The organism is Providencia sp. 2024EL-00732, assembly GCF_044006275.1.
Taxonomy (GTDB): Bacteria; Pseudomonadota; Gammaproteobacteria; order Enterobacterales; family Enterobacteriaceae; genus Providencia; species Providencia huashanensis.
Map to the genome: position 1 here is coordinate 48520 of NZ_JBIPDG010000004.1, position 26330 is coordinate 74849.

Consider the following 26330-nt stretch of genomic DNA (forward strand, 5'->3'; position numbering starts at 1 on the left):
TCATTATGGTAAACTCATCCTGCTATATAAATAATAAAATAGGTGGATGGGATGGTAGTGTTCAAAAAAACAGTATGCTTACTGTTAGGTGCAGTATTAATGGTTGGGTGCTCGCCTGATACGGAAGAAAAAGCAAAATCTGAGCCGTCTTCTGTAGCAACTGCGAATTCAGAATTAAAACAGCGCGTTGATGAAATTAAAAGCAATTCGACAGAAGATAAAATCAATGCATTTAATGCCAAGTCAGATGATGACCCGACAATGCTGCGTGGTATTTTTTTGTCTGAAATGGCGAAGTCATTACCTATGTTGATTGATGATGTAACATTATTAACAGAGGTGACAGAAAAAAATGGCATGTTGTTTTATCAATATACTATCAAAGGGATCCCTGACAATGTGCTAGAGAGTAATAGCTGGCAGCAGAACATGCGTAAGGTCTTAGATATAAATTACTGCGGTAAGGATGCAGGAATGAAAATTTTACATGAAATGTTCCCTGATGGGATCACGCATAATTATTATAAATCCAATAAATTAATTTTTACCTATATTGTTACTCCTGCTATTTGCCTCTAACCTTTATTATTGCGCCTGATAATCGCTATTTATCAGGCGTACTCATGATTAAAATTCTAAATTACGAATAAAACGGTATTCAGCCGATTGGGGTTTTAAGCGGTATAAATTGGCTGGTCGGCCGCGCTCATGGCGTTTTTCCCCTGTATCGATAAGCAAGTCTGCTTGTTCTAAACGACGTCTAAAAGACTTATTTTGCAAAGTCTTACCAATTAAAACCTCATGGACATGCTGCAATTCAGACAGTGTAAAAACGTCAGGTAAAGCAAAGCCGGGTACGATGGAATAAAGTGATTTTTGTTGTAAGCGCTCACGAGCCTGTTGATAGAGTTGTAAATGGTCAAATGCCAGAGGCAATGTAGCGATGTCATCAATAGATACCCATTTTACTGATTCGACGGTCTCAATATGAGCTTCACAATCTTGATAAGCAATTAAAGCGGTATAACAGACAGTGACAGACCAACCCCGAGGATCACGTTGTTTATTACCTACCGTACAAAGTTGTTCAACATAAGGCGGGATAACCCCTGTTTTTTCTTTTAGCTTACGTAGGATTGTCTCTTCGATAGTTTTATCATTTTGTTCATCAACGAAGCCACCAGGTAACCCCCATTTCCCCTTTTCAGGGAAATTTGCCCTTTCGACTAATAAGACTTTGAGTGTGTTTTCATGATATGTGAACAAGACGGCATCAACAGTCAGCAGTGGTGAGAGATATTCATTTTTGTTATATCCTGCTAAAAATTCTTTTTCATTCATATTGTTACCTACTTTAAATTGCACTCAAATCAATAGAGCTATCATACGCTAAAAGCCAATTAATGTCATTAAGACATTTAATGCTTGACTTGTTTGTGTCTATAGGACAATAATTATTTAAAGTCATAAGGACATTAATGAGAGGTGGACTATGTTCAATTTTAAATATTTCAAAGCAGACTCATCTACATTTGTTATTCAGTCAGTGAATGGGAAAGTGCGTAAGCAAGGAAAGGGGATTAGTTTTTGGTATAACTCGGATAAGACATCTATTGCGGCATTACCGTTAAGTGCTCAAGAAGCTCCTTTTATTTTTAATTTACAAACTGCGGATTTTCAAAGTTTACGCATTCAGGGGCAAATTTCATTTCAAGTGAAGAACCCAGAAAAAACAGCAAATGTATTAAATTTCAATTTAACTAAAGATGGAAAAAATCACGCTTCTGAAGACCCACTTAAATTGAGTGATAGAGTAGTGAGGGCTGCGCAAACTATTATCCAAGCCAGAATTCAAACGACTTCATTGCGTGATGCATTACTTATTAGCCAATCATTAGTGACTTTAGTCACTCAACAACTGGCAGAACAAACGCTAATTGAGTCATTAGGCCTTGAAATTTTAGACGTCTCTTTTGCTGCAATAGCGCCTTCACCTGAAACTCTTAAAGCGTTAGAGGCGCAAGCGAGGGAGTCAATTCTAAAAGAAGCGGATGATGCTATTTACGCAAGACGCAAATTTTCTGTTGAACAAGAAAGAACGATTAAAGAAGCGGAATTAGAAACGGATTTATCTGTTCAAGCAAAAGAACAACAAATTGAAGAAGCTCGCCTTGATAATGAACGTAAGCTATTACGTGAACGAGCAGAAATAGAGCAAGAAGAGTTGGTTGCACAAGTTAGTGCAGAGGCAAAGCGCCAAGAGTTAGTCACGCTCAGTGTGGGAAACCAGCGTATTCAATCAGAAGCAGATGCTTATGCTATTGAAACCAAAATGAAAGCCTATAGCCAGTTACCCGTTGAAAATTTAAAAGCGCTAGCGCTGGCAAAAATGAACCCAGAACAATTAATGGCAATGGCTTTTGAGTCACTGGCTCAAAATGCAGGGAAGATAGGGGAACTTAATCTATCACCTGATCTATTTGGTCAACTAATGAAAAAAGGAGGGAAGTAATGGAAGGAATGGATAATGCTAGATTTGTATTAGTAACACGTAAGACGCGCTTACAGGAATTGATTGAACGCTTTAATACATGGCCACAAGCGAAATTCTATTTAGAGCATAACCATGTGGAAGTTGATGATTATCTTAATGAGCATGATCTTTATCAGAGGCAATTAATCCAAGCTGAATCAATATTAAAACCATTAGGTAGGTTTCAATTATTAGAAAGAAAACTATTGCCCAGTTACCAATTTTCTAAGCAAGATATTGTGGTTGTGATCGGGCAGGATGGCTTAGTTGCCAATACGTTAAAGTACCTGAATGGGCAGCCTATTATTGCGATTAACCCAGACCCAGCGAGATGGGATGGCAAATTATTACCTTTTGAAATAGGCCAACTAAAGGAAGTTGTACAAAAAACAATACAAGGCAAGGCAGAGCAAAAAACAGTTACTTTTGCACAAGCAACAACCAATGATGGTCAATCATTATTAGCGGTGAATGACTTGTTCATTGGCCCGAAAAGCCATACCTCTGCGCGTTATTTATTGAATTGGAAAGGGGAGAAAGAGTTTCAATCTTCTTCTGGAATTATAGTTTCAACAGGGTTGGGTTCAACGGGGTGGTTTCAATCTATTTTAGCTGGAGCTAAAGCGATTACAGGCGTGGCACATCATCCCCTTTCTAATGGATTTGGTTGGGGAGACAATAAATTGCAATTTAGCGTTAGGGAGCCTTTTTTAAGTAAAACAACGGGCACGAAATGGGTGTTTGGCACGATAGAAACAGAATCACCTTTAATGCTTGAATCGTTGATGCCTGATAATGGCGTTATTTTCTCAGATGGAATAGAAGATGATTTTTTACAGTTTAATGCGGGCTGTATTGTTACAGTGAAAATCTCAGATTTACGAGGGTTACTTGTTGGTTAGCTTAGTTTCATCAGCCTCAATATTTTTGCTTATTGAGGCTGATGACAGATTAAATTTTTCTACGTTGGTTCATTGTGAAACCTAGTAAGCCAAAGATGACAACCACGGCCCACATTGGGTAATTGCTCCAACGTGCATAAGGCGTTAACCCTGTCGTCGGGATGACATCACTGGCAAGTACTGCTGTTTTAAACTGAGGCAGTATATCTTGGATTGTCCCGTCAGCGCTGATCACAGCAGTAATTCCATTATTGGTTGAGCGTAGTAATGGGCGACCTAACTCTAACGAACGCATTCGAGCCATTTGGAAATGCTGCCATGGACCAATCGATTTTCCAAACCATGCGTCATTCGATACGGTAAGTAAGTAATCGCTATCTGGCTTAAAGTTATCTCTAACTTGCGTACCTAAGATTATCTCATAGCAAATTGCGGCTGTAAGATGCATATTCCCTACCGCTAGCTGAGCTTGTTGATAATCACCTCGGCTAAAACCTGACATAGGTAAGTTAAAGAAAGGGGCAATAGGGCGTAGTATATCCTCTAAGGGAACAAACTCGCCAAATGGAACTAAATGGTGTTTGTTATAACGATTTTTAGAAGGGTAAAGATACGGTGTTTTATCACCTAATACGATAATAGTATTAAAAAATTCATACTCACCATTCGCTGGCCTTGCATCGACAATTCCGGTTATTAAGCGCGTATTAGAGCCTGCCAGCAGTTGATCGAGGGATTTTAACCAAGCTTGGTTATCGAGTTCAACGGAAGGGACGGCAGATTCGGGCCAAATGATCAGTGAAGCTTTACCTATATAAGGCCTTGATAACTCCATATAGGTGTCTTTGGTCTTTTGTAAAAAGCTGGCTTCCCATTTCATCGATTGGGGAATATTGCCTTGTACTAAAGCGACTTGCATTTTTTTGGTTTCAAGAGGGGTGAACCATTGAATATTTTTGGCAAGTAGGGGGGCAAACAATAAAACCGCAGCCGCTATTAAGGCCATAAAACTGCGGCGTATTATCGCTAGCACTAATAGGCCACTGATACTAAATAGCAACAAGGTAACCATTTCAACACCAAAAACTGGTGCTAATGCTTTCATTGGCCCATCAATTTGGCTATAACCAAATTGGAGCCATGGGAAGCCAGTTAATACCCAACCTCGTAGGAATTCAGTTAACTGCCAAAGTGCAGGTGCAAGGAAGACTAAACGCCAGATATTGGCACTGGGAGCAAATTTAGTGAGTAATGCCCCAAATAGACCGGTATAAAGAGAGAGATATGCCGCCAGAAGAATAACGATAAGTACATTAACAGGGCCAGGCATTCCACCAAAGTCAGCAATACTCACGTAAACCCAATTGACACCGCTACCAAATAAACCAAACCCCCAAGCAAAGCCAATCGAAAAAGATTGCTTAACCGTCCGCTGTAAGGTGAGTAATTGAAGGAAAAGAATAGAAAGTAGTGCAGCGGGCCAGATATCAAAAGGCGAAAAAGCCAGTGTTCCACTGGCTCCAAATAGTAAAGCCAGCAGTAACCGTAACCGCTGACTTTGATAAATAGACGTTGAATTCATTAAGTCTGTTCTTCTTCCAAAGTCGGAACTGGCGCGTCATCTGGAATTTTCACGTGAAGCAGAAGAATTCGACGACTGTCTGCCATGGCAACTTTAAATTGGTAATTGTCTATAGTGATAACTTCACCACGGGAAGGTAAGTGACCAAAGGCTTGCATAACTAAACCGCCCACGGTATCAACTTCTTCATCACTAAATTGTGTATTAAAAGCATCATTGAAGTCTTCTATCTGCGTCAGCGCGCGGACAGAATAAGAATGCCGACTGAGTTGACGGATATCAACGTCATCTTGGTCGTCATATTCGTCTTCGATTTCGCCAACAATAAGCTCTAAAATATCTTCAATGGTAACAAGCCCTGACACACCACCAAACTCGTCAATGACGATAGCCATATGGTAGCGTTGAGAGCGGAACTCTTTGAGTAGCCTGTCTACTCGCTTACTTTCAGGTACAACAACTGCTTGACGTAAGACTTTATCGATACTAAAAGGTTCTGCGTCAGTGCGCATAAATGGCAGCAAATCTTTTGCCATTAATAAACCTTCTATGTGGTCTTTATCTTCACTAATAACAGGGAAGCGTGAGTGGGCTGAATCAATAATGACATCAAGGCACTCATCAAGCGTTTGATTGCGTTTTAAGGTAACAATTTGGGAACGCGGGATCATAATATCGCGTACGCGTTGATCCGCAATGTCCATTACCCCTTCAAGCATTTCGCGGGTATCAGGATCAATCAAATCGTTTTGTTCAGAGTCGCGGATTAATTCGACTAAGTCATCACGATTTTTAGGTTCACCGTGGAACAGGTGATTTAATAGTGCAAAAAACCCTTTCTTAGGACCAGGGTTATCGCTACTCGAAGAGTTATCGTCGCTCATGGCGGTTAATTTTGTATTCCTCAATAAAATACTCGACATACTTTGAACTACAGCGTTGTTAGCTGTACTCGGCTATGGGTTTAATAGCACAAGTTAAAGTATTTAGAGCTAGGTTAGTTAATAAAAACAACTTGCTTGATTCTTTTTTAGCATAAAACTGACGGTTTATCCTCATAATTACCGTCAGTTTTTTGTAAAATAATGCTTTTTTATAAAAGATAACTAGAAAAATTATAGTTAGATCATGCTTTCTCTGCAAGATAGGGGTCGTCATAACCTAATTCTGCTAAGATTTCAGTTTCTAAGCTTTCCATTTCTTCAGCTTCATCATCTTCAATATGGTCATAACCTAGTAGATGTAAGCAACCGTGGATCACCATATGTGCCCAGTGCTCTTCAGCACTTTTTTGTTGTTCAATCGCTTCTTGCTCAACAACTTGACGACAAATAATTAAATCGCCTAATAATGGCAGCTCAATTTCCGGCGGTGCTTCAAAAGGAAAAGATAATACATTTGTGGGCTTATCTTTTCCTCGGTAGGTTAAGTTTAAATGATGGCTTTCCGCTTCGTCTACAATGCGAATGGTGACTTCACTTTGCGCTTGAAATTTAGGCAGTACTGCGGCTAACCAGCGTTCAAATAAAGCTTCAGAGGGTAAGCCGTCCGGATTTTCACATGCAATTTGTAAATCGAGAATAATATCGATGCCACTCATTTATTGGTTTTCCTGCTTTTCAAATTGCTGTTGTCGTTCTTTTTCTTCACGTAACTGCTGGCGGCGCTTATTGTCTTGCTCTTCCCATGCTTCATAAGCCATAACAACTTTAGCCACTACTGGGTGACGAACAACGTCTTCACTGTGGAAAAAATTAAAGCTTAAATCATCAACCCCAGAAAGGACTTCTATGGCGTGACGTAAACCCGATTTACTGCCGCGCGGTAAGTCAACTTGGGTAATATCCCCTGTTACCACCGCTTTGGAATTAAACCCAATACGCGTCAAAAACATTTTCATCTGTTCGATGGTCGTGTTTTGGCTTTCATCTAAAATAATAAAAGCATCATTTAATGTGCGACCGCGCATATACGCCAATGGCGCAACTTCAATCACGTTTCGCTCAATCAGTTTTTCAACTTTTTCAAAGCCTAACATTTCAAATAAGGCGTCATAAAGGGGGCGAAGATAAGGGTCAACTTTTTGGCTTAGATCCCCCGGTAAGAAACCGAGCTTCTCACCAGCCTCAACAGCTGGACGAGTTAGCAATATTCGGCGAACTTCTTGGCGCTCTAGTGCATCAACAGCAGCGGCAACAGCTAAGTATGTTTTCCCTGTCCCAGCAGGGCCAATCCCAAACGTAATATCATGGTCTAAAATATTTGCGATATATTGCGCTTGGTTTGGTGTACGAGGCTTGATTACACCACGTTTTGTTTTGATATTCACGGCCTTACCGTAGTCTGGCACGCTGTCAGCGGATTGCTCTAAGACACGGCTATCGAGTATCGCTAAGTGAATGTTTTCAGGGTCTATATCCGGAATAACACCGCGCACAGGGGAGGTATCCACATACAGCTGGCGTAAAATTTTACTTGCCGCTTGTACATTAAGTGGTTTGCCCGATATTTTAAAACGGTTATCGCGTCGGTTAATTTCGATGGCAAGACGGCGTTCAAGTTGCTTAATATTGTCATCAAATGGCCCGCAGAGGCTCATTAAACGCTGGTTATCTGCGGGTTCTAGAAAGATTTCTTGTGTTGCGATTTGCAAAGTTGTTGTATCGGTCACTGAATATCCTATCGTTAGATTATTACTTAGGGTTGATAGTTGCCAACACCTAGCTCATCTTCTTTACGAGTACGTGCAATGACAGATGCAGGGGATTCGTGAACACGAAGATCCATTTGCTCCTCTGTGCGGATCACTTTGCCGCGTAGAGAGTTTGCATAGACGTCCACGATTTCTACATCCACAAATTTACCAATCATATCCGGTGTGCCTTCAAAATTCACAACGCGGTTATTTTCGGTACGGCCAGAAAGTTCCATGAGGCTCTTACGTGAAGGGCCTTCCACTAAGATGCGTTGTACAGAGCCTAACATGGCACGGCTAAAGCTCATGGCTTGTTGGTTAATGCGCTGCTGTAATAAGTATAGACGCTGTTTTTTCTCATCTTCACTGACATCATCTGGAAGGTCGGCCGCAGGTGTACCGGGACGCGCTGAGTAAACAAAGCTAAAACTCATATCAAAATCCACATCAGCGATTAACTTCATAGTTTTTTCAAAATCATCGTTAGTTTCGCCAGGGAAGCCAACAATAAAATCTGAACTAATAAGAATACCAGGGCGAGCTTCACGCAGTTTGCGAATAATGGCTTTATATTCTAGTGCGGTATGAGCCCGTTTCATCATGGTAAGAATACGGTCAGAACCACTTTGCACTGGAAGGTGTAAATAGCTCACCAATTCAGGGGTATCACGGTATACTTCAATGATATCATCTGTAAATTCAATTGGATGACTGGTTGTAAAGCGTACACGGTCAATCCCATCGATAGCAGCAACGAGGCGTAATAATTCGGCAAATGAGCAAATTTCACCATCAAAGGTTTCACCACGATAAGCGTTAACGTTTTGCCCTAACAAGTTAACTTCACGGACACCTTGTGCTGCTAATTGTGCAATTTCAAATAAAATATCATCACAAGGGCGGCTAACTTCTTCGCCTCGTGTATAAGGCACTACGCAGAAAGTACAATATTTATTACAGCCTTCCATAATTGAAACGAATGCGCTTGGGCCTTCTGCTCGTGGTTCAGGTAAGCGATCAAACTTTTCAATTTCAGGGAAACTGATATCAATCACAGGGCTACGGGTACCTTGCACCTGATTAATCATTTCAGGCAAGCGGTGTAAGGTCTGTGGACCGAAAACAATATCAACACTTGGTGCACGCTGACGGATAAAGTCCCCTTCTTGTGAGGCTACGCAACCGCCGACACCAATAATGATATCTGGGTTTTTATCCTTAAACGTTTTCCAACGCCCGAGTTGATGGAAAACCTTTTCTTGCGCTTTTTCACGAATTGAGCAGGTATTTAGCAGTAATAAATCAGCTTCTTCTGCAACTTCAGTGAGTTGGTAACCATGGGTGTTTTCCAATAAAGAAACCATTTTGGATGAGTCATACTCATTCATTTGGCAACCCCAAGTTTTAATGTATAGCTTTTTATTCGTCGACATGTCGTATATCCGGTGTTTTCGAAGCGGCTAGTGTAATGGACCTCGAAACGCGTTGTAAATCCAAAGTCCTACCCTCTTTTTGGGAACTTGCATGCATTTTGATGAAGAACATCATTGTATGATGGGATAAATGCAAAGATATTTAAAATAATATCACTACACCAAATTTAAGGGCAGGCAATTTGCCTATTGTTTTAAAGTTAGGGCGTATTGTATTCATTTGAGGCATCAGTGACTAGAGGATGTTGAGTATTTGTGGTTAATTTTTATGCAAATTAACGGCTTTTAAGCAAAACAGGCCACTTATGGCGTCGCGGTATTCACTCAATGTAGCACTCTTATGGGTTTCTAACATGGATATTTTCTGTGAGAGCCGCAAATATTGGGTACAATAGCTTAATCAAATAATAATCCCATCAAACAATGAATAGTGTAGCTAATGTGATGAATAAATTAATCGAATCTTATGATGTTGTCGTGGTGGGAGCCGGTATGACGGGTGCCGCGGCAGCATTGGGCTTTGCCCAAGAAGGCATGCGAGTCGCTTTGCTTGAAAAGGCAAAACCAGCGGCATTCGATCCACAAAGCGCACCTGATGTCCGTATTTCTGCGATTAGCCGTGCATCCGTTGAATTATTGCAACAATTAGGTGCTTGGCAGCATGTAGAGGCCATGAGGAGTGCCCCTTACAGGCAGCTAGAAACATGGGAAGAACCGGGTAGCAATGTTCTTTTTGACGCTCAAAGCCTTGGGTTGCCAGAACTCGGGTTTATGGTTGAAAACCGCGTACTGCAACTTGCACTATGGCGTGAGTGTGAAAAATACGACAATTTAGAATTGGTTTGCCCTGCGCAGCTGGTTAATTTATATCGGCCTCAGAACCAAAAAACGTGGTGTATTGAATTAGATGATAACCGAACTATAGAAGCGCAACTTGTTGTGGGAGCCGATGGCGCTAACTCCCAAGTGCGTAAAATGGCGGGGATTGGCAACCGTGGTTGGCAATATCGCCAATCATGTATGTTAATTACTATTCAAACACAGCAACCTCAGCAAGATAAAACATGGCAACAGTTTTTTCCATCGGGCCCTAGAGCATTCTTGCCTTTATATGATCACTGGGCTTCTTTGGTTTGGTATGATAGCCCTGACAAAATTAGGCGTCTGCAAGGGATGTCGATGGAACAGTTAACAGGGGCGGTTTCAGAGGCCTTCCCTGAACGTTTAGGGCCAATAACCGCAGTGGCTTCAGGGGCTTTCCCATTAACACGTCATCACGCGAACCGCTATGTTCTTGATGGTCTAGCACTGATTGGCGATGCGGCGCACACCATTAATCCATTAGCGGGGCAAGGCGTCAATCTTGGGTACCGTGATGTAGATGCGTTGTTAAAAGAAGTCATTTATGCACGTGAATATCTACAGCCTTGGTGCTCCATTGAGGTATTAAAACGTTATCAGCGTCGTCGTTTACCTGACAACTTAGTTATGCAAGCAGGGATGGATGTTTTCTATATGGCATTTAGTGAAAGTTTACCGGGGTTGAAAATGTTAAGAAACCTCGGGTTAATGGCAGCTCAGCGCGCTGGAGAAGCTAAAAAACTGGCATTGAAATATGCCTTAGGGTTATAACGTTGATGTGAAATGGACAATAAAATAGGCCGCTACCAGCGGCCTATTTTATTTAAGGTAATAAATTTGGTTTATTGTTAACTAGATCAATAGGTTGTATATCATTTGATTTATTGATATTGATAATGCTATCACCTTCAGTTACCTCTGGGTCAAATGTCTCATTTTTATCTGAAAATGCATGTGCTAACTTTTCGGTATCTAATTCTTTTTCCCAACGGGCGACGACAATACAGGCGCATGCGTTACCAACTAAATTAGTTAAAGCACGGCATTCTGACATAAAACGGTCGATACCGAGGATTAATGCCATACCTGCAACAGGGATGCTTGGTACTACCATTAATGTTGCTGCGAGAGTAATAAACCCTGCGCCAGTCACCCCTGCAGCTCCTTTTGAGCTGATCATTGCGACAAGCAGTATAGAAAGTTGCTGCCAAATTGTGAGTTCAATATTAGTGGCTTGGGCAATAAACAGTGCAGCCATGGTCATATAGATATTGGTACCATCAAGGTTGAATGAATAACCTGTTGGGATCACTAAACCTACAACTGATTTTTCACAGCCAGCCCGTTCCATTTTTCTCATCAAACTTGGTAGTGCAGCTTCAGAAGAAGAAGTCCCTAAAACGAGCCAAAGTTCATCCTTGATGTATTTAATGAGTTCGATGATTGAGAAGCCGTTGTATTTTGCGACAGCGCCAAGAACAACTAAGACAAAGAGCAGGGAGGTAATGTAGAAAGTTACTATCAGCATCATTAAGTTACCGATAGATGAAATACCATATTTACCAATGGTAAATGCCATTGCCCCAAATGCCCCGATAGGTGCTAGTTTCATTAGCATCGCAACCATTTTGAACACAGGTTCAGAAAAGTTTTGCAGCAATTTAACTATTGGCTCACCATGTTTACCTGTTGCGGCTAATGCTAACCCGAAAATAATCGCAATAAATAAGACTTGTAGGATATTACCATTCACTAATGGGCTAATGACCGTATCTGGAATGATGTTCATCAAAAAGCCAACAATGGAAGACTCATGGGCTTTTTCGACATAGCTAGCAACTTTTGTGCTATCGAGCGTTGCTGGGTCGATATTAAGCCCAGAACCTGGGCGGATGACATTCGCGACAATAAGGCCGATAAATAATGCAATGGTTGAGAAAGTCAGAAAGTACAGCATAGCTTTACCAGCGACACTGCCGACCGCTTTCATATTAGACATCCCTGAAATACCGGTTACTACGGTTAAAAAGATGACAGGTGCGATGATCATTTTTACTATTTTGATGAACCCATCACCAAGTGGTTTTAATGATTCTCCGGCCTCAGGGAAAAAGTGACCAAGTGCAATACCGAGCAAGATGGCTACGATCACTTGAACATATAAAATCTTATATATTGGTTGCTTTATCATGTTTCGCATAAATTTTCTCTGTAAAAATGTTACGTTTGGCAATTTATAATTATTAGGTTTTAAAACTTTTATTAGAGTTTTTGAGAGCTAATCAATTGGAATGGAAGATGGGATTGAATGTACTAATGACCGCAGCTAGAAAGGATCTTACCCGCCATTAATCACACCTAACTACAATTCGTCGGAAGATTACCACTTTCACTGGTTAATAAAAAATGACTTAAGTCACATATTTGATATAAAAGTTAAACAAAGGTAAATTTTATGCGTTAAATGTTGACCTATTTTAACTGTAAGGAACTAAATTTGTTATTTGTCGGATAATGATGATTTGTAAAAGGCAGGCAATGAAAAGAAATTTTTCAGCTAATAACCAGCATGAAAATATGGAAAATTTATAAAAATAGCGCGTGTAGAAAGAGATGTATGGATTTATTCGTGGAATGCCAAATTGTTTCTATTTAAGTTTTTAATAAAAATAATAAACCAAAATAGCATGGCATCGCGTTGATATTATAGGAGAAAATCAATCAGTAAACTGAGATAGGAAAAATGAAAGAAGGAAGTGAAGAAAGATGGCTGGGGTACCAGGATTCGAACCTGGGAATGCCAGGATCAAAACCTGGTGCCTTACCGCTTGGCGATACCCCAATCTTAAATTTTGTTCTACCAAGAAGGTAGATGGTGCGGGAGACAAGACTTGAACTTGCACACCTTGCGGCGCCAGAACCTAAATCTGGTGCGTCTACCAATTTCGCCACTCCCGCAAACAATGGTGGCTATGACGGGATTCGAACCTGTGACCCCAACATTATGAGTGTTGTGCTCTAACCAGCTGAGCTACATAGCCATTTTATATTTTTCAAAATGAAGTTTTTGACAATCTAGATAGGGTAGTAGATGGCTGGGGTACCAGGATTCGAACCTGGGAATGCCAGGATCAAAACCTGGTGCCTTACCGCTTGGCGATACCCCATCCGGGAATTCTACTACAGATTGTATTAAGATGGCTGGGGTACCAGGATTCGAACCTGGGAATGCCAGGATCAAAACCTGGTGCCTTACCGCTTGGCGATACCCCAATCTTAAATTCAATGCTACCGAGAAGGAAAATGGTGCGGGAGACAAGACTTGAACTTGCACACCTTGCGGCGCCAGAACCTAAATCTGGTGCGTCTACCAATTTCGCCACTCCCGCAAATAATGGTGGCTATGACGGGATTCGAACCTGTGACCCCAACATTATGAGTGTTGTGCTCTAACCAGCTGAGCTACATAGCCATCTTTTTTTGCATAACCTTCGTCGGCGTTGCGGGGCGCATTATGCTAATTACAGACACGACAGTCAACAGCTTTTTGCACTATTTTTCAGAAAATGCGTCTGTTTGTCTGATGAATAATCATTTTGTCGATAAAGCCAGCAAAAAACAAGCCCATATTTGAAAAAATCTTTTTCGGGAGGATCAAGATGGAAGGGGAATTATTCGAATGATAGCAGCGTTGAAAACGTATACTTAGTGAAAACAGAGTGGAACCCAGCTTTAAAATTTAAGTTATTTAAGTTTAATCAATCCAATGAATTGCTGAGTTTTCGCGTTAGGGGAAAACAAAAAAGCAGGCATAAAACCTGCTTTTATGAAAAATAAACGGAGAAATTAATTTTCAAATAATTTTTGCAGTAACTCACCATTAAGCATAGCTCGTTTGGTGAGGGCAAATGCGCCTATTGCTGAGTTATGGACAAGTTGTGATGTGACAATAGGTAAGTTTTCTCTAAAACCTTTAAGGGCTTGAGTGTCAATGCAGCTTTGGATCGCCGGAATAAGAACCAGTTCGGCTTCTGTGATGTCACCTGCAATAACCACTTTTTCAGGGTTGAAGAGGTTTATTGAAATAGCAATGGCTTTACCGATCTGACGACCGACATGTTGGATGACTTCAGTCGCTAGCGGGTCACTTTTGTTGGCCGCTTGGCAGATATGAGAAATTGTACAGGTTTCTGCGGTCAGAGAACTTGAATAACCTTGTTCTAGGCGCTGTCTTACGCGGGCTTCGATAGCTTGGTTTGAGGCAATGGTTTCTAAGCAACCAAAATTACCACAGTGGCATAGTTCACCCAGTGGGTCTACTTGGATGTGACCAATCTCCCCTAAGTTCCCACGGTGATTGAGCAGGATTTCTTTGTTAATAACTAAGCCTGCTCCAGCGCCTCTGTGGATACGTACTAGAAGTGAGTCCTCACAATCACGGGTTGCACCAAAATAGCTCTCAGCAAGGGCTAGGCTGCGAATATCGTGGCCAGCATAGCAAGTGATATTAAAATGTGATTGTAAATTATCAATAAGGTGCCAGTTATCAACTTTAATATGCGGCATGTAATAGACAATACCGCTGTGAGGGTTAACCAACCCCGGAAGGATAACAGAAATTGCGATTAACTCTTTAAGGCGACGATGGTTTTTATCAATAAAGTCTTCAAGGGCAGCAATTAACTTTTCTTCGACAGCCTGCTGAGAAGGCGCTGTAATAGGATAATGACCATCAATAATCATTTTACCACCTAAGTCGTATAAGGCTATGGTGGCATCATAGCGCCCTAAACGGACACCAATAGTATGGAAATTTTTATGTTCAGAAACAATTGAAATGGCACGGCGGCCCCCAGTGGAGGCCTGCTGGTCAACTTCCTTGATTAAACCACGTTCGAGTAGTTGGCGAGTGATCTTAGTGACACTGGCTGGGGCAAGCTGGCTTTGCTCCGCTATTTGAATTCTTGATATCGGACCTTGTTGGTCAATCAAGCTATAAACGACGGCACTATTTAATTGTTTGACGAGATCAATATTACCAATTTGCTTTAGCGAGTGGCTTTGATTCATTAGCTAGTTACTCATTTTTTGTAGACTTCGTCTCCGTTAACGTAGGTTGCGAGGACGTTGAAGTCGTGGTTAAACGCGGTCAAATTCGCAATTTTACCAGGAGCAATCGACCCTAAGGTGTTATCAACTCCAATGGCTCTTGCGGGGTAGAGCGTTGCCATTCTAAGTGTTTCATCCAATGCAATGCCGACGTGTTCTACACTGTTTTTGACTGCATCAATCATAGTCAGTGATGAACCGCTGAGTGTGCCATTTTCATCCACACATAATCCATTACGGTAGTATATGGTTTTACCTGCAAAGATAAAATGATCCATTTCACCAGTTTGCGGATCAATCCCTGCTGGTGCAGTTGCATCTGTGACTAAAATTAATTTATCACCTTTTAAATGCTTACTGTTGCGAATATTTGCCCATTGTACATGTAAACCGTCAGCAATAATTCCAGCATACACTTCCGGTGTGTCATAAATGGCACCGACTAACCCTGGTCCTCGGCCTGAAATATATGGCATAGCATTGAAAAGGTGGGTTGAGAAATTTATACCCGCTTTAAAGCCCAGTCTGGCTTCTTCATATGTGGCATTAGAGTGCCCCGCTGAAATAACGATACCCGCGTTTTTTAATTGACGGATATAACCCTGTTCAACCATTTCAGGTGCTAAGGTGATTTTAGTGATAGCGTCTGCGTGAGAAGCTAAGTAATCAATCATTTGTGCTGTTGGTTGACGAATAAACTCGGGGTTATGTGTGCCTTTTTTGATGACATTAATGTAAGGGCCTTCTAAATGAAGCCCAAGCGCTTGGTTTTTATGTTCTTTTAAGTATTCAGTCATGACTTCAACGCCATGTTTCATTAGCTCATCGGAACAAGTGATCAATGTCGGTAAATAACTTGTGCAGCCTGTGCGCTCGTTGGCTTTTTGCATGATATCCAAGTTTTTCAATGTAACATTTTCTTTATTATCATTGAATTGGACACCGCCACAGCCATTGACCTGCAAGTCAATAAAACCAGGGGAGAGAATAGCCCCTTGTAAATCATGCTGTGGAATATTGGCAGGCAGTTCAGCGACAGGACAAACATCCTTGATGATTTCACCATCAATGATGACAGCATGGTTATCCAGTCTTTCATGACCTGTATAAATAATGCAATTAGTTAGTGCATACATGGCTTAAAACTCCTGACCTCTGGGGATTTGGGTCACCGACCAGCTTTCGCTGATCGGGTGATTGATAAATATAATCTTAGTTAAACTTCTCAAGAATTTCAGATTCTAGCTGTTTGAAATATTTAAGTGTTTTGACTTTCAATTCGAGTGTTGCGGGTTCATCACAAACAATCAGTGCTTTCGGGTGCATTTGCACACAACTGATTGTCCACATATGGTTAACAGAGCCCTCAACGGCAGCGTGTACGGCATTCGCTTTATTGGCACCAGTAGCTAAGACCATCAGTTCTTGGGCATCCATTAATGTGGCAACACCTACGGTTAATGCAAACTTAGGTACTTGGTTAATATCATTGTCAAAAAAGCGCGAATTTGCTTGGCGAGTTTCTGGTGTTAACGTTTTAATTCGCGTGCGAGAATTCAAAGATGAACCGGGTTCATTAAAAGCAATGTGGCCATCATTGCCAACGCCGCCCATAAACAGGTTTATTTTACCAAAAGATTTAATTTTATCTTCGTAGCGTTGACATTCGGCATCAACATCAGGGGCATTGCCATTAAGTAAGTTGATATTTTCAGCTTGGATATCAATATGATTGAAAAAATTTTCATGCATAAAGGTATGGTAGCTTTGAGGATGATTAGCTGGAATACCAATATATTCATCCATATTGAATGTTACTACGTGCTTAAAACTCACTTTACCCGCTTTGTATAAAGCAATCAGTGCCTTATATGTTGCTAGGGGGGTACCACCTGTTGGCAACCCAAGTACAAAAGGTTTCTCTGCAGTTGGGTTGAATGCATTGATTTTATCAGCGATGTACTGTGCGGACCAGATTCCGACATCATGTGCATTGTTAAGTGGGATTAGCCTCATGTCTCTATTACCTCTAATAAGTCTGTGAAATCTTTCATGTATATATGTATCCCTGATGTTATTCATTAGATATAGGAATACTCGTTATACTTCAAATTTATTGTGCGTTATCACTTGGTTGCCATGTTATTTTTATCTCATAACATCGTTTCAAGTGTGCTGAGAATATACAGGTTAATGGCTTAAATAAGTTATTTTTAATCATAAAATAAGTTTTCAATAATAGCTACTAATTTAGTCATATCAGGAACTCTTTCGTTGACATTTATCACAAATCACACCTATTTATTTTGCATCGCGAAACAATTAATTTAGACTATGAAATTGATACTCTCAATAACCTAAATTATGATTTAGGTGTGTGAACAAGAAGATCCCGTAAATGGGGCAAAAATAGGGCGATAAAGGGGGAGTTTGTGAATATTCTTAGCTACTTACAGCGGATTGGTAGGGCACTTATGGTGCCAGTTGCTGTACTACCAGCCGCAGCAATCCTTATGGGGATTGGCTATTGGATCGACCCAGATGGTTGGGGAGCGAATAGTGCAATCGCGGCGTTACTGATTAAATCTGGTGCGGCAATTATTGATAATATGTCCGTACTGTTTGCAATTGGTGTTGCTTATGGAATGTCAAAAGATAAGGATGGTGCAGCTGCACTGACCGGTTTTGTCGGCTTCTTAGTGGTGACAACACTGTGTTCTCCTGCATCTTATTCCATGATTATGAATGTTCCGTTGGAAACGGTTCCTGCGGCATTTGGTAAAATTAATAACCAGTTCGTCGGTATCTTAGTTGGGGTACTGTCTGCTGAATTGTACAATCGTTACAGTGGTGTTGAGCTACCGAAAGCATTGTCGTTTTTCAGTGGTCGTCGCCTTGTCCCGATTTTAACTTCTTTCTTAATGATCATCTTAGCCTTCATACTGATGTATGTTTGGCCGGTGGTGTATAACGGTTTAGTGTCTTTCGGTGAAAGCATTAAAGATTTAGGCTCAGTTGGTGCCGGTATTTATGCCTTCTTCAACCGTTTATTAATTCCTGTTGGTTTGCACCATGCACTTAACTCTGTGTTCTGGTTTGACGTTGCAGGGATCAATGATATTCCAAACTTCTTAGGCGGTGCTAAGTCTATTGAAGCAGGTCTTGCAACTGTGGGTATTACTGGCCGCTACCAAGCTGGTTTCTTCCCAATTATGATGTTCGGTTTGCCGGGTGCAGCATTAGCGATTTACCACTGTGCACGTCCAGAAAACAAAGCAAAAGTAGCGGGTATCATGATCGCGGGTGCATTCGCGGCATTCTTTACTGGTATCACTGAACCTCTTGAATTCTCATTTATGTTCGTGGCGCCAATACTGTATGTTGTTCATGCATTATTAACGGGTATTTCGGTATATATCGCAGCCACCATGGAGTGGATTTCTGGGTTCGGTTTCAGTGCAGGTTTAGTCGATATGCTGTTGCAATCACGTAACCCATTAGCTGTTCAGTGGTATATGTTGATTGTCCAAGGTTTAGTATTCTTCTGTATTTACTATGTCATTTTCCGCTTTATGATCCGCAAATTTAACCTGTTAACGCCAGGTCGTGAAGAAAGTGCGGGTGACGAAACCATTGACGGTTATGACGAAAGCATTAGCCCTGCTGATAGCAGTGACAGCGATATCCAAAAAGAAGCACGCCAATATGTTGCCGCAGTAGGTGGTAGCGACAATATCGTCAGTATTGATGCCTGTATTACGCGTTTACGTTTAGGCGTTAAAGATTCAGCAGTTGTTAATGATGCCATGACCAAACGTTTGGGCGCTTCAGGTGTTATCCGTTTAAGCAAACAGAATGTTCAAGTGATTGTGGGGACTCGAGCTGAATTGGTCGCAAAAGCAATGACTGAAGTGATTGCAAAAGGCCCAATTGCAGGTTCTGTGCCAGTTGCAGCGGCAGAAGAGAAAAAAGCCGCAGAGCCTGAGAAAGCAAAAGGTAATGCGATTCTATCCTTAGTTGCGCCAGTAAGTGGTCAAGTTTTCTCCCTTGACGACGTACCAGATGAAGCATTCTCTAGCCGCATTGTGGGTGATGGTATTGCTATCAAACCAACAAGCAGCGAAGTGTTAGCGCCGGCATCAGGTACGGTGGTGAAAATTTTCGAAACTAACCACGCATTCTGCCTTGAAACAGAAAACGGTGTCGAACTCATCGTTCATATGGGGATTGATACGGTTGCACTGAAAGGCGAAGGTTGTGCTCGTTTAGTGGAAGAAGGTGCAGAAGTGACTGCGGGTACACCTATCCTGAAATTAGATTTACCGTTCCTTGAAGCTAATGCTAAATCAATGATTAGCCCAGTTATCATCAGCAATATCGATGATTTCGCGGGTGTCGAGATTTTAGTTGAAGGCGACGTGAAAGCAGGCGAAACGGTTATTTATAATGTGCTGAAATAATTCAGTTTAATATTATAAGTTAGTAAAAGGGTGGCTTAGGCCACCCTTTTTTATGATATTTAATAAGGAAAAGAGAACCATACAGGGTATAACAAATAATGATAATCAGTATTAATTGAGTTTGGTTTATAAAAAAAACATAATTAATTTTTAGCTTTTTTGGGGCTGAAATACGCGAATAATTAAAATCAAAGCATCTAAAAGCAATATAAGAAGGTGTCTATAAGGAGAAAATTATGGGGTTAAAATTCATCTGGTTTGATAAACAAACAGAAGAATATGTTGGTGAAGAGTATTCTATTGACTTAGAGAATGACGGTAGCATTATAGAAGCAACTATTAACCCTGAAAAACATTATTAATTAATGGTTGTTTTGATGTGGTTTCTGATTGGGGCTCTAATCTTCAATATTATATAAAACGTAAAATTGATTTTAGTAAATATGATTGCCAAGTTTCATTCGATTATCTAGATGGATGATAATTAATTATATTATTAATAATATAATTCACTTGTTTTTATACAGATTAATATTTTTCTATAAAGATGGATTAACTATTTAAAAAAATAATAAAATAAGTGGTAAATAATTCATTGTTATTATTTAAAATAAAAGTAAAAGATTGTGGCAATGTTAGGGATTTATTTAAAGTAATAACATAAGGAATATGTAATATGACGGAATCAGTGAAGCATCTACAGATTCATAAGCTAGAAGATATGAATATACACAGAAACTTAGGTGCAAGTCATAACCCGATGCAGATAGGGCCACCCAGTATAACCATTCATGTCGCGCCTAAAGGAAGTCCAATTTACAATCATTTAGGAGAAGATATAGGGAGTACATCTCAATGGGGACACACCTATATTAGTATTCGAGGCGTTAACCCAGTGACACATAATTATGAACAGATTAGCATGGGGCTTAGTCCAGGGGAAGATTGGGGGACATCAAAAGATAATTTGTCTTTTAATGACCATGTTCGCTATAAAAGTGCTTCTACATTGACGATTACATCAAATAATCAACAGTTTTTTAGTCATTCTTTAATAGCAGGTACCATAACAAGCTATTCTCATACAGTTTCACTCCCTACCATTGATTTAGGAGAAATTTCGTGAGGCTGATTTCATGGTCTATCGTTATAGGAGCGTTTATGATGGGGACTCCAACGTGGGGAGGAAATACAACCCCTCCTTTAATTCCAACTGTAAGGGATCGTCTATATACCATTGGGTATAATGAAACAGAGCTACGTTATGACTCAGATCTGTCTAAACGAGTACCTTATCCCAAAAATCAACAACAAGTGGTTGAATTATATCATCGGGCATTAAAATCTAATAAGGAAGATGATAACTATGCTTTGTTTTCTTTTTTCAGAATTGGTTGCACCGATTTTAAGCATTTACATAATGTGAAAGTTACAAAAGAAGAGTGTGCTAGAAATTAATTCTAACAATGGATTAGCTCTGTTATTTACAGGGGTAAACTATCAGCATGGTAATGGGGGGGAAATAAATATGCCAGAAGCAATTTTATATTATGAACAAGCTTACCACCTTTATGGTAATAAGGTACTTACCGCAGGTAAAAACCTTTCGACGATTTATTTACATGGACCGGAGGGGTCCCTCAGGACTTTAATAAAGCTAAGTACTACTTAGAAATGGTAGCAAGAGATAATCCAAAGGGGCAAGATGCATATTACCTCAAGAATTTTGATACTTATGTTGATTTACTCAAAATATCAAATGAGGGCGATAAATGTAAGCAACAAAATCCTAATAACCGCACTTGGGTAAATGAATGTAATGATAAAGTAGAAAAACAAATAAAGGCATACCTAAAAAAATATAGAGATAATCAGAAAAATGCGATTGGTTAATTTACTAAAATTTTATTTTATGACTAGTATGAAAGGTAACTGTGAATAATACCCTAAAATAGAGTAATAAAAATACTCTATTTTTTTCGTGTTAAAAAATTAAATTTGTTAATTATTTTGGCGAAATCTCAAACTAGGTTGTCTAATTTGCATAAGCAAGGGGCTTTTTTCATCGATAAGATAACTTTTCAATGACTCATGAGGACTTATCTGTGGATTGGCTACTGTGTTTGTTTGGATTTATTTCAGGAATAACAACGGCATTATTCGGTTTTGGTGGCGGTTTTATTACGGTTCCATTGTTATATGCTTTGATTACTTTAGTGTGGGGGCCGCAAAGCGAGGCAAGCAGTGTAGCAATGCAAATTGCGGTAGCAACATCAACCTGTGTAATGATCTTTTCATCGGCGCTTTCTAGCCGTGCTCATTACCTTAAAGGCAACCTGAGTTGGCCGATTATACGTCCCTTTGTTATCCCTATTTCAATTGGTGGAATTTTAGGGGCAATAGTGGCGCTATCAATAGATAGTGCGTTGATCCGTTGGATATTTATAGGTTACTTAGTTATTACTATTTTAGATTGCTTTATCCGCCCTGGTTTTATGAATACACAGGCAAATGGTGTAACCGCATCACAAGGGGGCATTTTTGCAGATACCCCCATTGGGGTGGTGATTGGTGCTGTGGCTGCATTTCTTGGGGTCGGTGGGAGCGTGATGACAGTCCCTTTAATGCGACGTAGAGGCGCGAGTATGATCCAAGCGGCTGCATTTGCCAATCCATTGACATTACCAATGGCGATTACAGGAACATTGACGTACTTCTTTTTTGCTATCGACCAACACATTGACCTTGGCGCGGGTTTCCTTGGGATGATCTACATTAAAGGTGCATTGATTTTAATCGCAGCGTCATGGCTGGGAATTCGCTTTGCTGGTTTACTAATGCCTTATCTTAGTGATAAACGTCATGCACAAAGTTATCCGCTATTATTGCTAGTGGTGTTAATGGTGATGTTGTTCACTTAAAAATGAATTGGGCTGATGTCGGGAGTTTTTTGCCCTAAATTCCAGTTTGTTGCACCTTTTGGTGGCTAAGCGCAATCAAACGGTTGTTTCCTGATTGATTATGATAGAATATATTCAGATACTACACGCTTTTAGCGCGCTTTTGGCATTGAGGAATGATGACAATGAATGAGGCAGATGCTCGCCCAACAAATTTTATCCGTCAGATCATAGATGAAGATCTGGCGAGCGGAAAACACACATCAGTGCATACACGTTTTCCACCAGAACCGAATGGCTATTTACATATTGGTCATGCGAAATCAATCTGCTTGAATTTTGGCATTGCCAAGGACTATCAGGGACAATGTAATTTACGTTTTGATGATACCAACCCTGTAAAAGAAGATGTCGAATACGTTAACTCCATTCAAGAAGACGTTAAATGGCTAGGTTTTGAATGGACGGGGAATGTTCGTTATTCCTCTGATTATTTTGATACTTTGTATCAATACGCAATTGAACTGATCAACAAAGGTCTTGCTTATGTTGATGAGCTCAGCCCTGATGAAATCCGTGAATATCGCGGGACTTTGAAAGAGCCGGGTAAAAATAGCCCATACCGTGAGCGTTTAATTGAAGATAACTTAGCATTATTTGAAAAAATGCGTGCAGGTGGCTTTGAGGAAGGTAAAGCGTGTTTACGTGCTAAAATTGACATGGCATCCCCATTTATGGTGATGCGCGACCCGGTTTTATATCGTATTAAGTTTGCGGAACATCACCAATCTGGTAATAAGTGGTGCATTTATCCGATGTATGACTTCACACATTGTATTTCTGATGCGTTAGAAGGTATTACACATTCTTTATGTACACTTGAGTTCCAAGATAACCGTCGTTTATATGATTGGGTATTAGATAACATCACGATTGATTGTCATCCACGTCAGTACGAGTTTTCTCGTCTGAATTTGGAATATACGGTGATGTCTAAGCGTAAACTGAACCAATTAGTGACAGAAAAACATGTCAATGGTTGGGACGATCCACGCATGTTAACCATTTCAGGTTTACGCCGTCGTGGTTATACCGCAGCTTCTATCCGCGAGTTCTGCCAACGTATTGGTGTCACTAAGCAAGACAACAACGTTGAAATGGCATCATTAGAGTCCTGTATTCGTGATGACCTGAATGAGTCAGCTCCGCGTGCAATGGCGGTTATTGATCCAGTGCGTGTGGTGATTGAAAACATGCCTGCTGGTGAAGAAATCTTAACGGCACCAAATCACCCAAATAAACCTGAGATGGGCACTCGCCAAGTGCCATTTAGCAATGAAATTTATATTGACCGTGCAGATTTCCGCGAGGAAGCAAATCGTCAATATAAACGTTTAGTTTTAGGTAAAGAAGTTCGCTTACGTAACGCTTATATCATCAAAGCTGAGCGTGTTGAGAAAGACGCAGAGGGCAATATCACGACTATTTATTGTACATACGATGCAGGTACATTAAATAAAGACCCTGCGGATGGGCGTAAAGTCAGAGGGGTTATTCACTGGGTTAGCGTAGCACACGCACTGCCAGCGGAAATTCGTTTGTACGACCGCTTATTTACAGTACCAAACCCGGGTGCAGAAGAGGATTTCCTGTCGGTAATCAACCCAGAGTCATTGGTTATTCGCCAAGGGTTTGTTGAACCAAGCTTAAAAGATGCTGCCCCTGAAAAAGCATATCAGTTTGAGCGTGAAGGGTATTTTTGTGCAGATAACCGTTTAAGTAGCGCGGATAACTTGGTCTTTAATAGGACGGTAGGGCTGCGTGATACTTGGGCTAAAATAGAGTCCAACTAAAAAATGTTGTAAGCCAATGCACATTAGGTGCATTGGCTTTACCCTCTAACCCTAGTCACATACATATGTATATTTCTAGGGGGGATTTTTTGTTTTCTCTGTGATATTGAATAGAGAATAATAAAAAATAATCAACAGAAAATGAGGTTATTTAATCAGTTATTACCCTTGTAAATAAAGTGGTTTATTGCTGTATAGAAAGAACTACGCTAAATTAATTATGGTTTCTTGTGGTTATTAACCAATAATATCTGAAAATACTGAAATCAAAAATTGATTACGGGATTTAAATCACAAAACAATAAAATCGGTTAGACAGTTTGAAAGATTGTATGATAAAGATATACTCCAGTTAAGATTAATAAAGATATGTAACACATAAAGTGATTAATTTGTTTTTATTAATCTTAATAACTAATGTTTTTTCAGGTTAAATTGAAAAACCATTAGTTAGGTTAAATATAAATTAAATTTATATTTTTAAAAAAGATCAAATAATCTATTACTTGGTTTTAATAATTAAAAATATAAATAACAGGGTCAGTGAACTGAAAGCCCTCAGAGATCTTAATCAGATCTCTGAGGGCTTTTTTTGTTTTTATTCTAAGGAAATATTATGTCAAAACAACGTCGTTTATCTAAGATTTTTGCTCAGGATGGGAAATCCGTTACGCTAGCATTAGATGGTTATTTTTTCTCGACAAAAACAGAAGGTATCGATAATACAATAAAACAAATGCCAGAATTAGTCGCTAATGGGTTGGATTGTGCGCTGGTAACTTACGGTATGGCAAGGAATTACCAGAAGGAGTTTAAAGACATTTCGATTGTGCTGCGTGTTGATTCAACGGTGAATGTATATGATAACAGTGTACCTGACACGCAACAGGTATTTACGACAGAGGACGCACTAAAAATAGATGCTGATGGCATGGTTTGTATGACCTTTCCTGGCGCATTTAATGAAGAAAAAACCCACGCTATGGTCGCTAGATTGGTAAAAGAAGCAGAACAATGGAATATGCCTTTCATTGTAGAATCATTGCCTTATGGTTACCCAGTGACTAGTCCAGAATCCAATGAAGCCAAAGTTATTGCGGATGCCGCCCGTATTGCCGTAGAGCTGGGTGCTGATGTGATCAAAACGCGTTTTTCAGGTACCGAAGACGACTATCTGATTGTTGAAGCTTCGATGGTCCCTGTTTTAGCTTTGGGTGGACCAAAAACAGATACACTTGGCTACTTTAAATTTGTAGAGCATTGCATGAATATGAGGGCTAAAGGTGTTGCGGTTGGGCGTAACATTACACAAGACCCTAAACCTATCGCAATGGTTGCAGGTTTAAATGCCATTATTCACCAAGGGGCATCACCTGAAGAAGCTTATGCTCTATATCAAAATACAAAATAATTGGAATTAAATAATGAATTTAAATAACACCGTTATTCCATCAGTCAGAAATTACAAATATTTTGAGAAGGCATTAAATTGTCGTTCTGAATATATTTTATTACCAGATGCCGATATTGGTAATTTGCAATCTATGATTGGAAAATGCCATAAGGCAGGGAAAAAAGTTTTAGTCCATTTAGAATTATTAGGTGGATTTAAACCTGACCAATCAGGTATTACGGTGCTTAAAAACTTTTATAAAGTTGACGGTGTTATTTCTTCAAATTTTACAGCTCTACGTTATGCAAAAAAAGAAGGGTTAGACACAATATTCAGAGTATTACTAGTGGATTCTCGTTCATTAGAGCAAGCAAGTAATATGGTTAAAAACAATTCAGTTGATGTTGATGCTATTGAATTATTACCAGCTGAATATGCCTGTAGTTGTTTTGATTTATTAAAAAGAAGCTTTAATCAAAGTAATAAACCATTCATTGCAGGTGGATTTGTAAAAAGAAAATATATTGTCGATAAAATTTTCTATACCGGCTTTAACGGAATTACAACCAGTGAACATACCCTTTGGTAAACAACAATTATAAAAATCCG

General features: G+C 40.0%; 24 protein-coding genes and 7 tRNA genes. 14 read left to right on the forward strand and 17 right to left on the reverse strand.

All coding sequences use genetic code 11. The features are described 5' to 3' along the window. Positions 1 to 51: 51 nt before the first annotated feature. Positions 52 to 579 carry a hypothetical protein gene (locus ACHB7C_RS08545; RefSeq protein ID WP_048606353.1) on the forward strand — a complete coding sequence of 176 codons (528 nt, stop codon included), beginning with the start codon at positions 52 to 54 and terminating at the stop codon, positions 577 to 579. A 48-nt stretch (positions 580 to 627) separates the two neighbouring features. Here the strand turns inward: ACHB7C_RS08545 and ACHB7C_RS08550 are convergent, their stop codons facing one another. Then, positions 628 to 1341 carry an NUDIX domain-containing protein gene (locus tag ACHB7C_RS08550; protein ID WP_042848348.1) on the reverse strand — a complete coding sequence of 238 codons (714 nt, stop codon included), beginning with the start codon at positions 1339 to 1341 and terminating at the stop codon, positions 628 to 630. A gap of 151 nt (positions 1342 to 1492) precedes the next feature. Between ACHB7C_RS08550 and ACHB7C_RS08555 the strand changes: the two genes are divergently transcribed. Together ACHB7C_RS08555 and ACHB7C_RS08560 are read left to right on the forward strand one after the other, a co-directional pair. Then, positions 1493 to 2512 (forward strand): SPFH domain-containing protein, encoded by a 1020-nt coding sequence (locus ACHB7C_RS08555; RefSeq protein WP_042848346.1) that lies wholly within the window; start codon positions 1493 to 1495, stop codon positions 2510 to 2512. Then, positions 2512 to 3435 carry a sugar kinase gene (locus ACHB7C_RS08560; RefSeq protein WP_042848345.1) on the forward strand — a complete coding sequence of 308 codons (924 nt, stop codon included), beginning with the start codon at positions 2512 to 2514 and terminating at the stop codon, positions 3433 to 3435. Before ACHB7C_RS08555 ends, ACHB7C_RS08560 begins: the two co-directional genes overlap by 1 nt. A 49-nt stretch (positions 3436 to 3484) precedes the next feature. Here the strand turns inward: ACHB7C_RS08560 and lnt are convergent, their stop codons facing one another. From lnt to miaB, 5 genes are all read right to left on the reverse strand, one after another. Next, positions 3485 to 5017 (reverse strand): apolipoprotein N-acyltransferase, encoded by a 1533-nt coding sequence (gene lnt / locus ACHB7C_RS08565; protein WP_395347020.1) that lies wholly within the window; start codon positions 5015 to 5017, stop codon positions 3485 to 3487. After that, positions 5017 to 5901 (reverse strand): CNNM family magnesium/cobalt transport protein CorC, encoded by an 885-nt coding sequence (gene corC / locus ACHB7C_RS08570; RefSeq protein WP_042848343.1) that lies wholly within the window; start codon positions 5899 to 5901, stop codon positions 5017 to 5019. Before corC ends, lnt begins: the two co-directional genes overlap by 1 nt. Before the next feature lie 242 nt (positions 5902 to 6143). After that, positions 6144 to 6617: an rRNA maturation RNase YbeY gene (gene ybeY, locus ACHB7C_RS08575; protein WP_042848341.1), complete on the reverse strand. Its 474-nt coding sequence runs from the start codon at positions 6615 to 6617 to the stop codon at positions 6144 to 6146. Beyond that, the gene (locus ACHB7C_RS08580) at positions 6618 to 7670 is read right to left on the reverse strand and encodes a PhoH family protein (protein ID WP_042848420.1); all 1053 of its coding nucleotides are present in this window, start codon (positions 7668 to 7670) and stop codon (positions 6618 to 6620) included. A 44-nt stretch (positions 7671 to 7714) separates the two neighbouring features. Further along, the gene (gene miaB / locus ACHB7C_RS08585; RefSeq protein WP_042848340.1) at positions 7715 to 9145 is read right to left on the reverse strand and encodes a tRNA (N6-isopentenyl adenosine(37)-C2)-methylthiotransferase MiaB; all 1431 of its coding nucleotides are present in this window, start codon (positions 9143 to 9145) and stop codon (positions 7715 to 7717) included. Between the two features lie 444 nt (positions 9146 to 9589). Between miaB and ubiF the strand changes: the two genes are divergently transcribed. Then, positions 9590 to 10777, forward strand: coding sequence for a 3-demethoxyubiquinol 3-hydroxylase (gene ubiF / locus ACHB7C_RS08590; RefSeq protein WP_042848339.1), 1188 nt, complete (start codon positions 9590 to 9592; stop codon positions 10775 to 10777). A 52-nt stretch (positions 10778 to 10829) separates the two neighbouring features. On the opposite strand, the gene ACHB7C_RS08595 is transcribed toward ubiF, so the two are convergent. The 11 genes from ACHB7C_RS08595 to nagB all read right to left on the reverse strand — a co-directional run bounded on the left by ACHB7C_RS08595 (position 10830) and on the right by nagB (position 17131). Next, on the reverse strand, positions 10830 to 12206 hold the full coding sequence (locus ACHB7C_RS08595; RefSeq protein ID WP_349488825.1) for a dicarboxylate/amino acid:cation symporter: 1377 nt from the start codon (positions 12204 to 12206) through the stop codon (positions 10830 to 10832). Between the two features lie 567 nt (positions 12207 to 12773). Further along, positions 12774 to 12848 (reverse strand) — tRNA-Gln (locus ACHB7C_RS08600). A 31-nt stretch (positions 12849 to 12879) separates the two neighbouring features. Further along, positions 12880 to 12964 (reverse strand) — tRNA-Leu (locus ACHB7C_RS08605). 6 nt (positions 12965 to 12970) lie between these two features. Further along, positions 12971 to 13047, reverse strand: a tRNA-Met gene (locus ACHB7C_RS08610). A 51-nt stretch (positions 13048 to 13098) separates the two neighbouring features. Beyond that, positions 13099 to 13173, reverse strand: a tRNA-Gln gene (locus ACHB7C_RS08615). A gap of 31 nt (positions 13174 to 13204) precedes the next feature. Further along, positions 13205 to 13279, reverse strand: a tRNA-Gln gene (locus tag ACHB7C_RS08620). A gap of 31 nt (positions 13280 to 13310) precedes the next feature. Then, positions 13311 to 13395, reverse strand: a tRNA-Leu gene (locus ACHB7C_RS08625). A gap of 6 nt (positions 13396 to 13401) precedes the next feature. After that, a tRNA-Met gene (locus ACHB7C_RS08630) sits at positions 13402 to 13478 on the reverse strand. 374 nt (positions 13479 to 13852) lie between these two features. Then, the gene (locus ACHB7C_RS08635; protein WP_042848335.1) at positions 13853 to 15076 is read right to left on the reverse strand and encodes an ROK family protein; all 1224 of its coding nucleotides are present in this window, start codon (positions 15074 to 15076) and stop codon (positions 13853 to 13855) included. 11 nt (positions 15077 to 15087) lie between these two features. After that, positions 15088 to 16251: an N-acetylglucosamine-6-phosphate deacetylase gene (gene nagA / locus ACHB7C_RS08640; protein ID WP_042848333.1), complete on the reverse strand. Its 1164-nt coding sequence runs from the start codon at positions 16249 to 16251 to the stop codon at positions 15088 to 15090. Positions 16252 to 16327: 76 nt separating this feature from the next. Beyond that, positions 16328 to 17131 carry a glucosamine-6-phosphate deaminase gene (nagB, locus tag ACHB7C_RS08645; protein WP_042848332.1) on the reverse strand — a complete coding sequence of 268 codons (804 nt, stop codon included), beginning with the start codon at positions 17129 to 17131 and terminating at the stop codon, positions 16328 to 16330. A gap of 416 nt (positions 17132 to 17547) precedes the next feature. Between nagB and nagE the strand changes: the two genes are divergently transcribed. The 10 genes from nagE to ACHB7C_RS08695 all read left to right on the forward strand — a co-directional run bounded on the left by nagE (position 17548) and on the right by ACHB7C_RS08695 (position 26310). Continuing rightward, on the forward strand, positions 17548 to 19575 hold the full coding sequence (gene nagE / locus ACHB7C_RS08650; RefSeq protein ID WP_272678760.1) for an N-acetylglucosamine-specific PTS transporter subunit IIBC: 2028 nt from the start codon (positions 17548 to 17550) through the stop codon (positions 19573 to 19575). Positions 19576 to 19811: 236 nt separating this feature from the next. Beyond that, entirely contained in the window at positions 19812 to 19937 is a 126-nt protein-coding gene (locus tag ACHB7C_RS08655; RefSeq protein WP_311044899.1) for a colicin E3-like toxin immunity protein, read from the forward strand. Positions 19938 to 19954: 17 nt separating this feature from the next. Then, positions 19955 to 20056, forward strand: coding sequence for a hypothetical protein (locus ACHB7C_RS08660; RefSeq protein WP_370661215.1), 102 nt, complete (start codon positions 19955 to 19957; stop codon positions 20054 to 20056). A 240-nt stretch (positions 20057 to 20296) separates the two neighbouring features. Continuing rightward, positions 20297 to 20701 carry a hypothetical protein gene (locus tag ACHB7C_RS08665; RefSeq protein WP_129466789.1) on the forward strand — a complete coding sequence of 135 codons (405 nt, stop codon included), beginning with the start codon at positions 20297 to 20299 and terminating at the stop codon, positions 20699 to 20701. A gap of 35 nt (positions 20702 to 20736) precedes the next feature. Next, positions 20737 to 21033, forward strand: a complete 297-nt coding sequence (locus ACHB7C_RS08670; RefSeq protein ID WP_395347025.1) for a hypothetical protein — start codon at positions 20737 to 20739, stop codon at positions 21031 to 21033. Between the two features lie 216 nt (positions 21034 to 21249). Beyond that, positions 21250 to 21468 carry a hypothetical protein gene (locus ACHB7C_RS08675; RefSeq protein WP_247606828.1) on the forward strand — a complete coding sequence of 73 codons (219 nt, stop codon included), beginning with the start codon at positions 21250 to 21252 and terminating at the stop codon, positions 21466 to 21468. Positions 21469 to 21680: 212 nt separating this feature from the next. After that, positions 21681 to 22496 carry a sulfite exporter TauE/SafE family protein gene (locus tag ACHB7C_RS08680; RefSeq protein WP_129466803.1) on the forward strand — a complete coding sequence of 272 codons (816 nt, stop codon included), beginning with the start codon at positions 21681 to 21683 and terminating at the stop codon, positions 22494 to 22496. Between the two features lie 164 nt (positions 22497 to 22660). Then, positions 22661 to 24328 carry a glutamine--tRNA ligase gene (glnS, locus tag ACHB7C_RS08685; RefSeq protein ID WP_042848325.1) on the forward strand — a complete coding sequence of 556 codons (1668 nt, stop codon included), beginning with the start codon at positions 22661 to 22663 and terminating at the stop codon, positions 24326 to 24328. A gap of 616 nt (positions 24329 to 24944) precedes the next feature. Further along, positions 24945 to 25739 (forward strand): class I fructose-bisphosphate aldolase, encoded by a 795-nt coding sequence (locus ACHB7C_RS08690; protein ID WP_395347028.1) that lies wholly within the window; start codon positions 24945 to 24947, stop codon positions 25737 to 25739. A gap of 13 nt (positions 25740 to 25752) precedes the next feature. Then, the gene (locus ACHB7C_RS08695) at positions 25753 to 26310 is read left to right on the forward strand and encodes a glycerol-3-phosphate responsive antiterminator (RefSeq protein ID WP_042848322.1); all 558 of its coding nucleotides are present in this window, start codon (positions 25753 to 25755) and stop codon (positions 26308 to 26310) included. Positions 26311 to 26330: the final 20 nt, after the last annotated feature.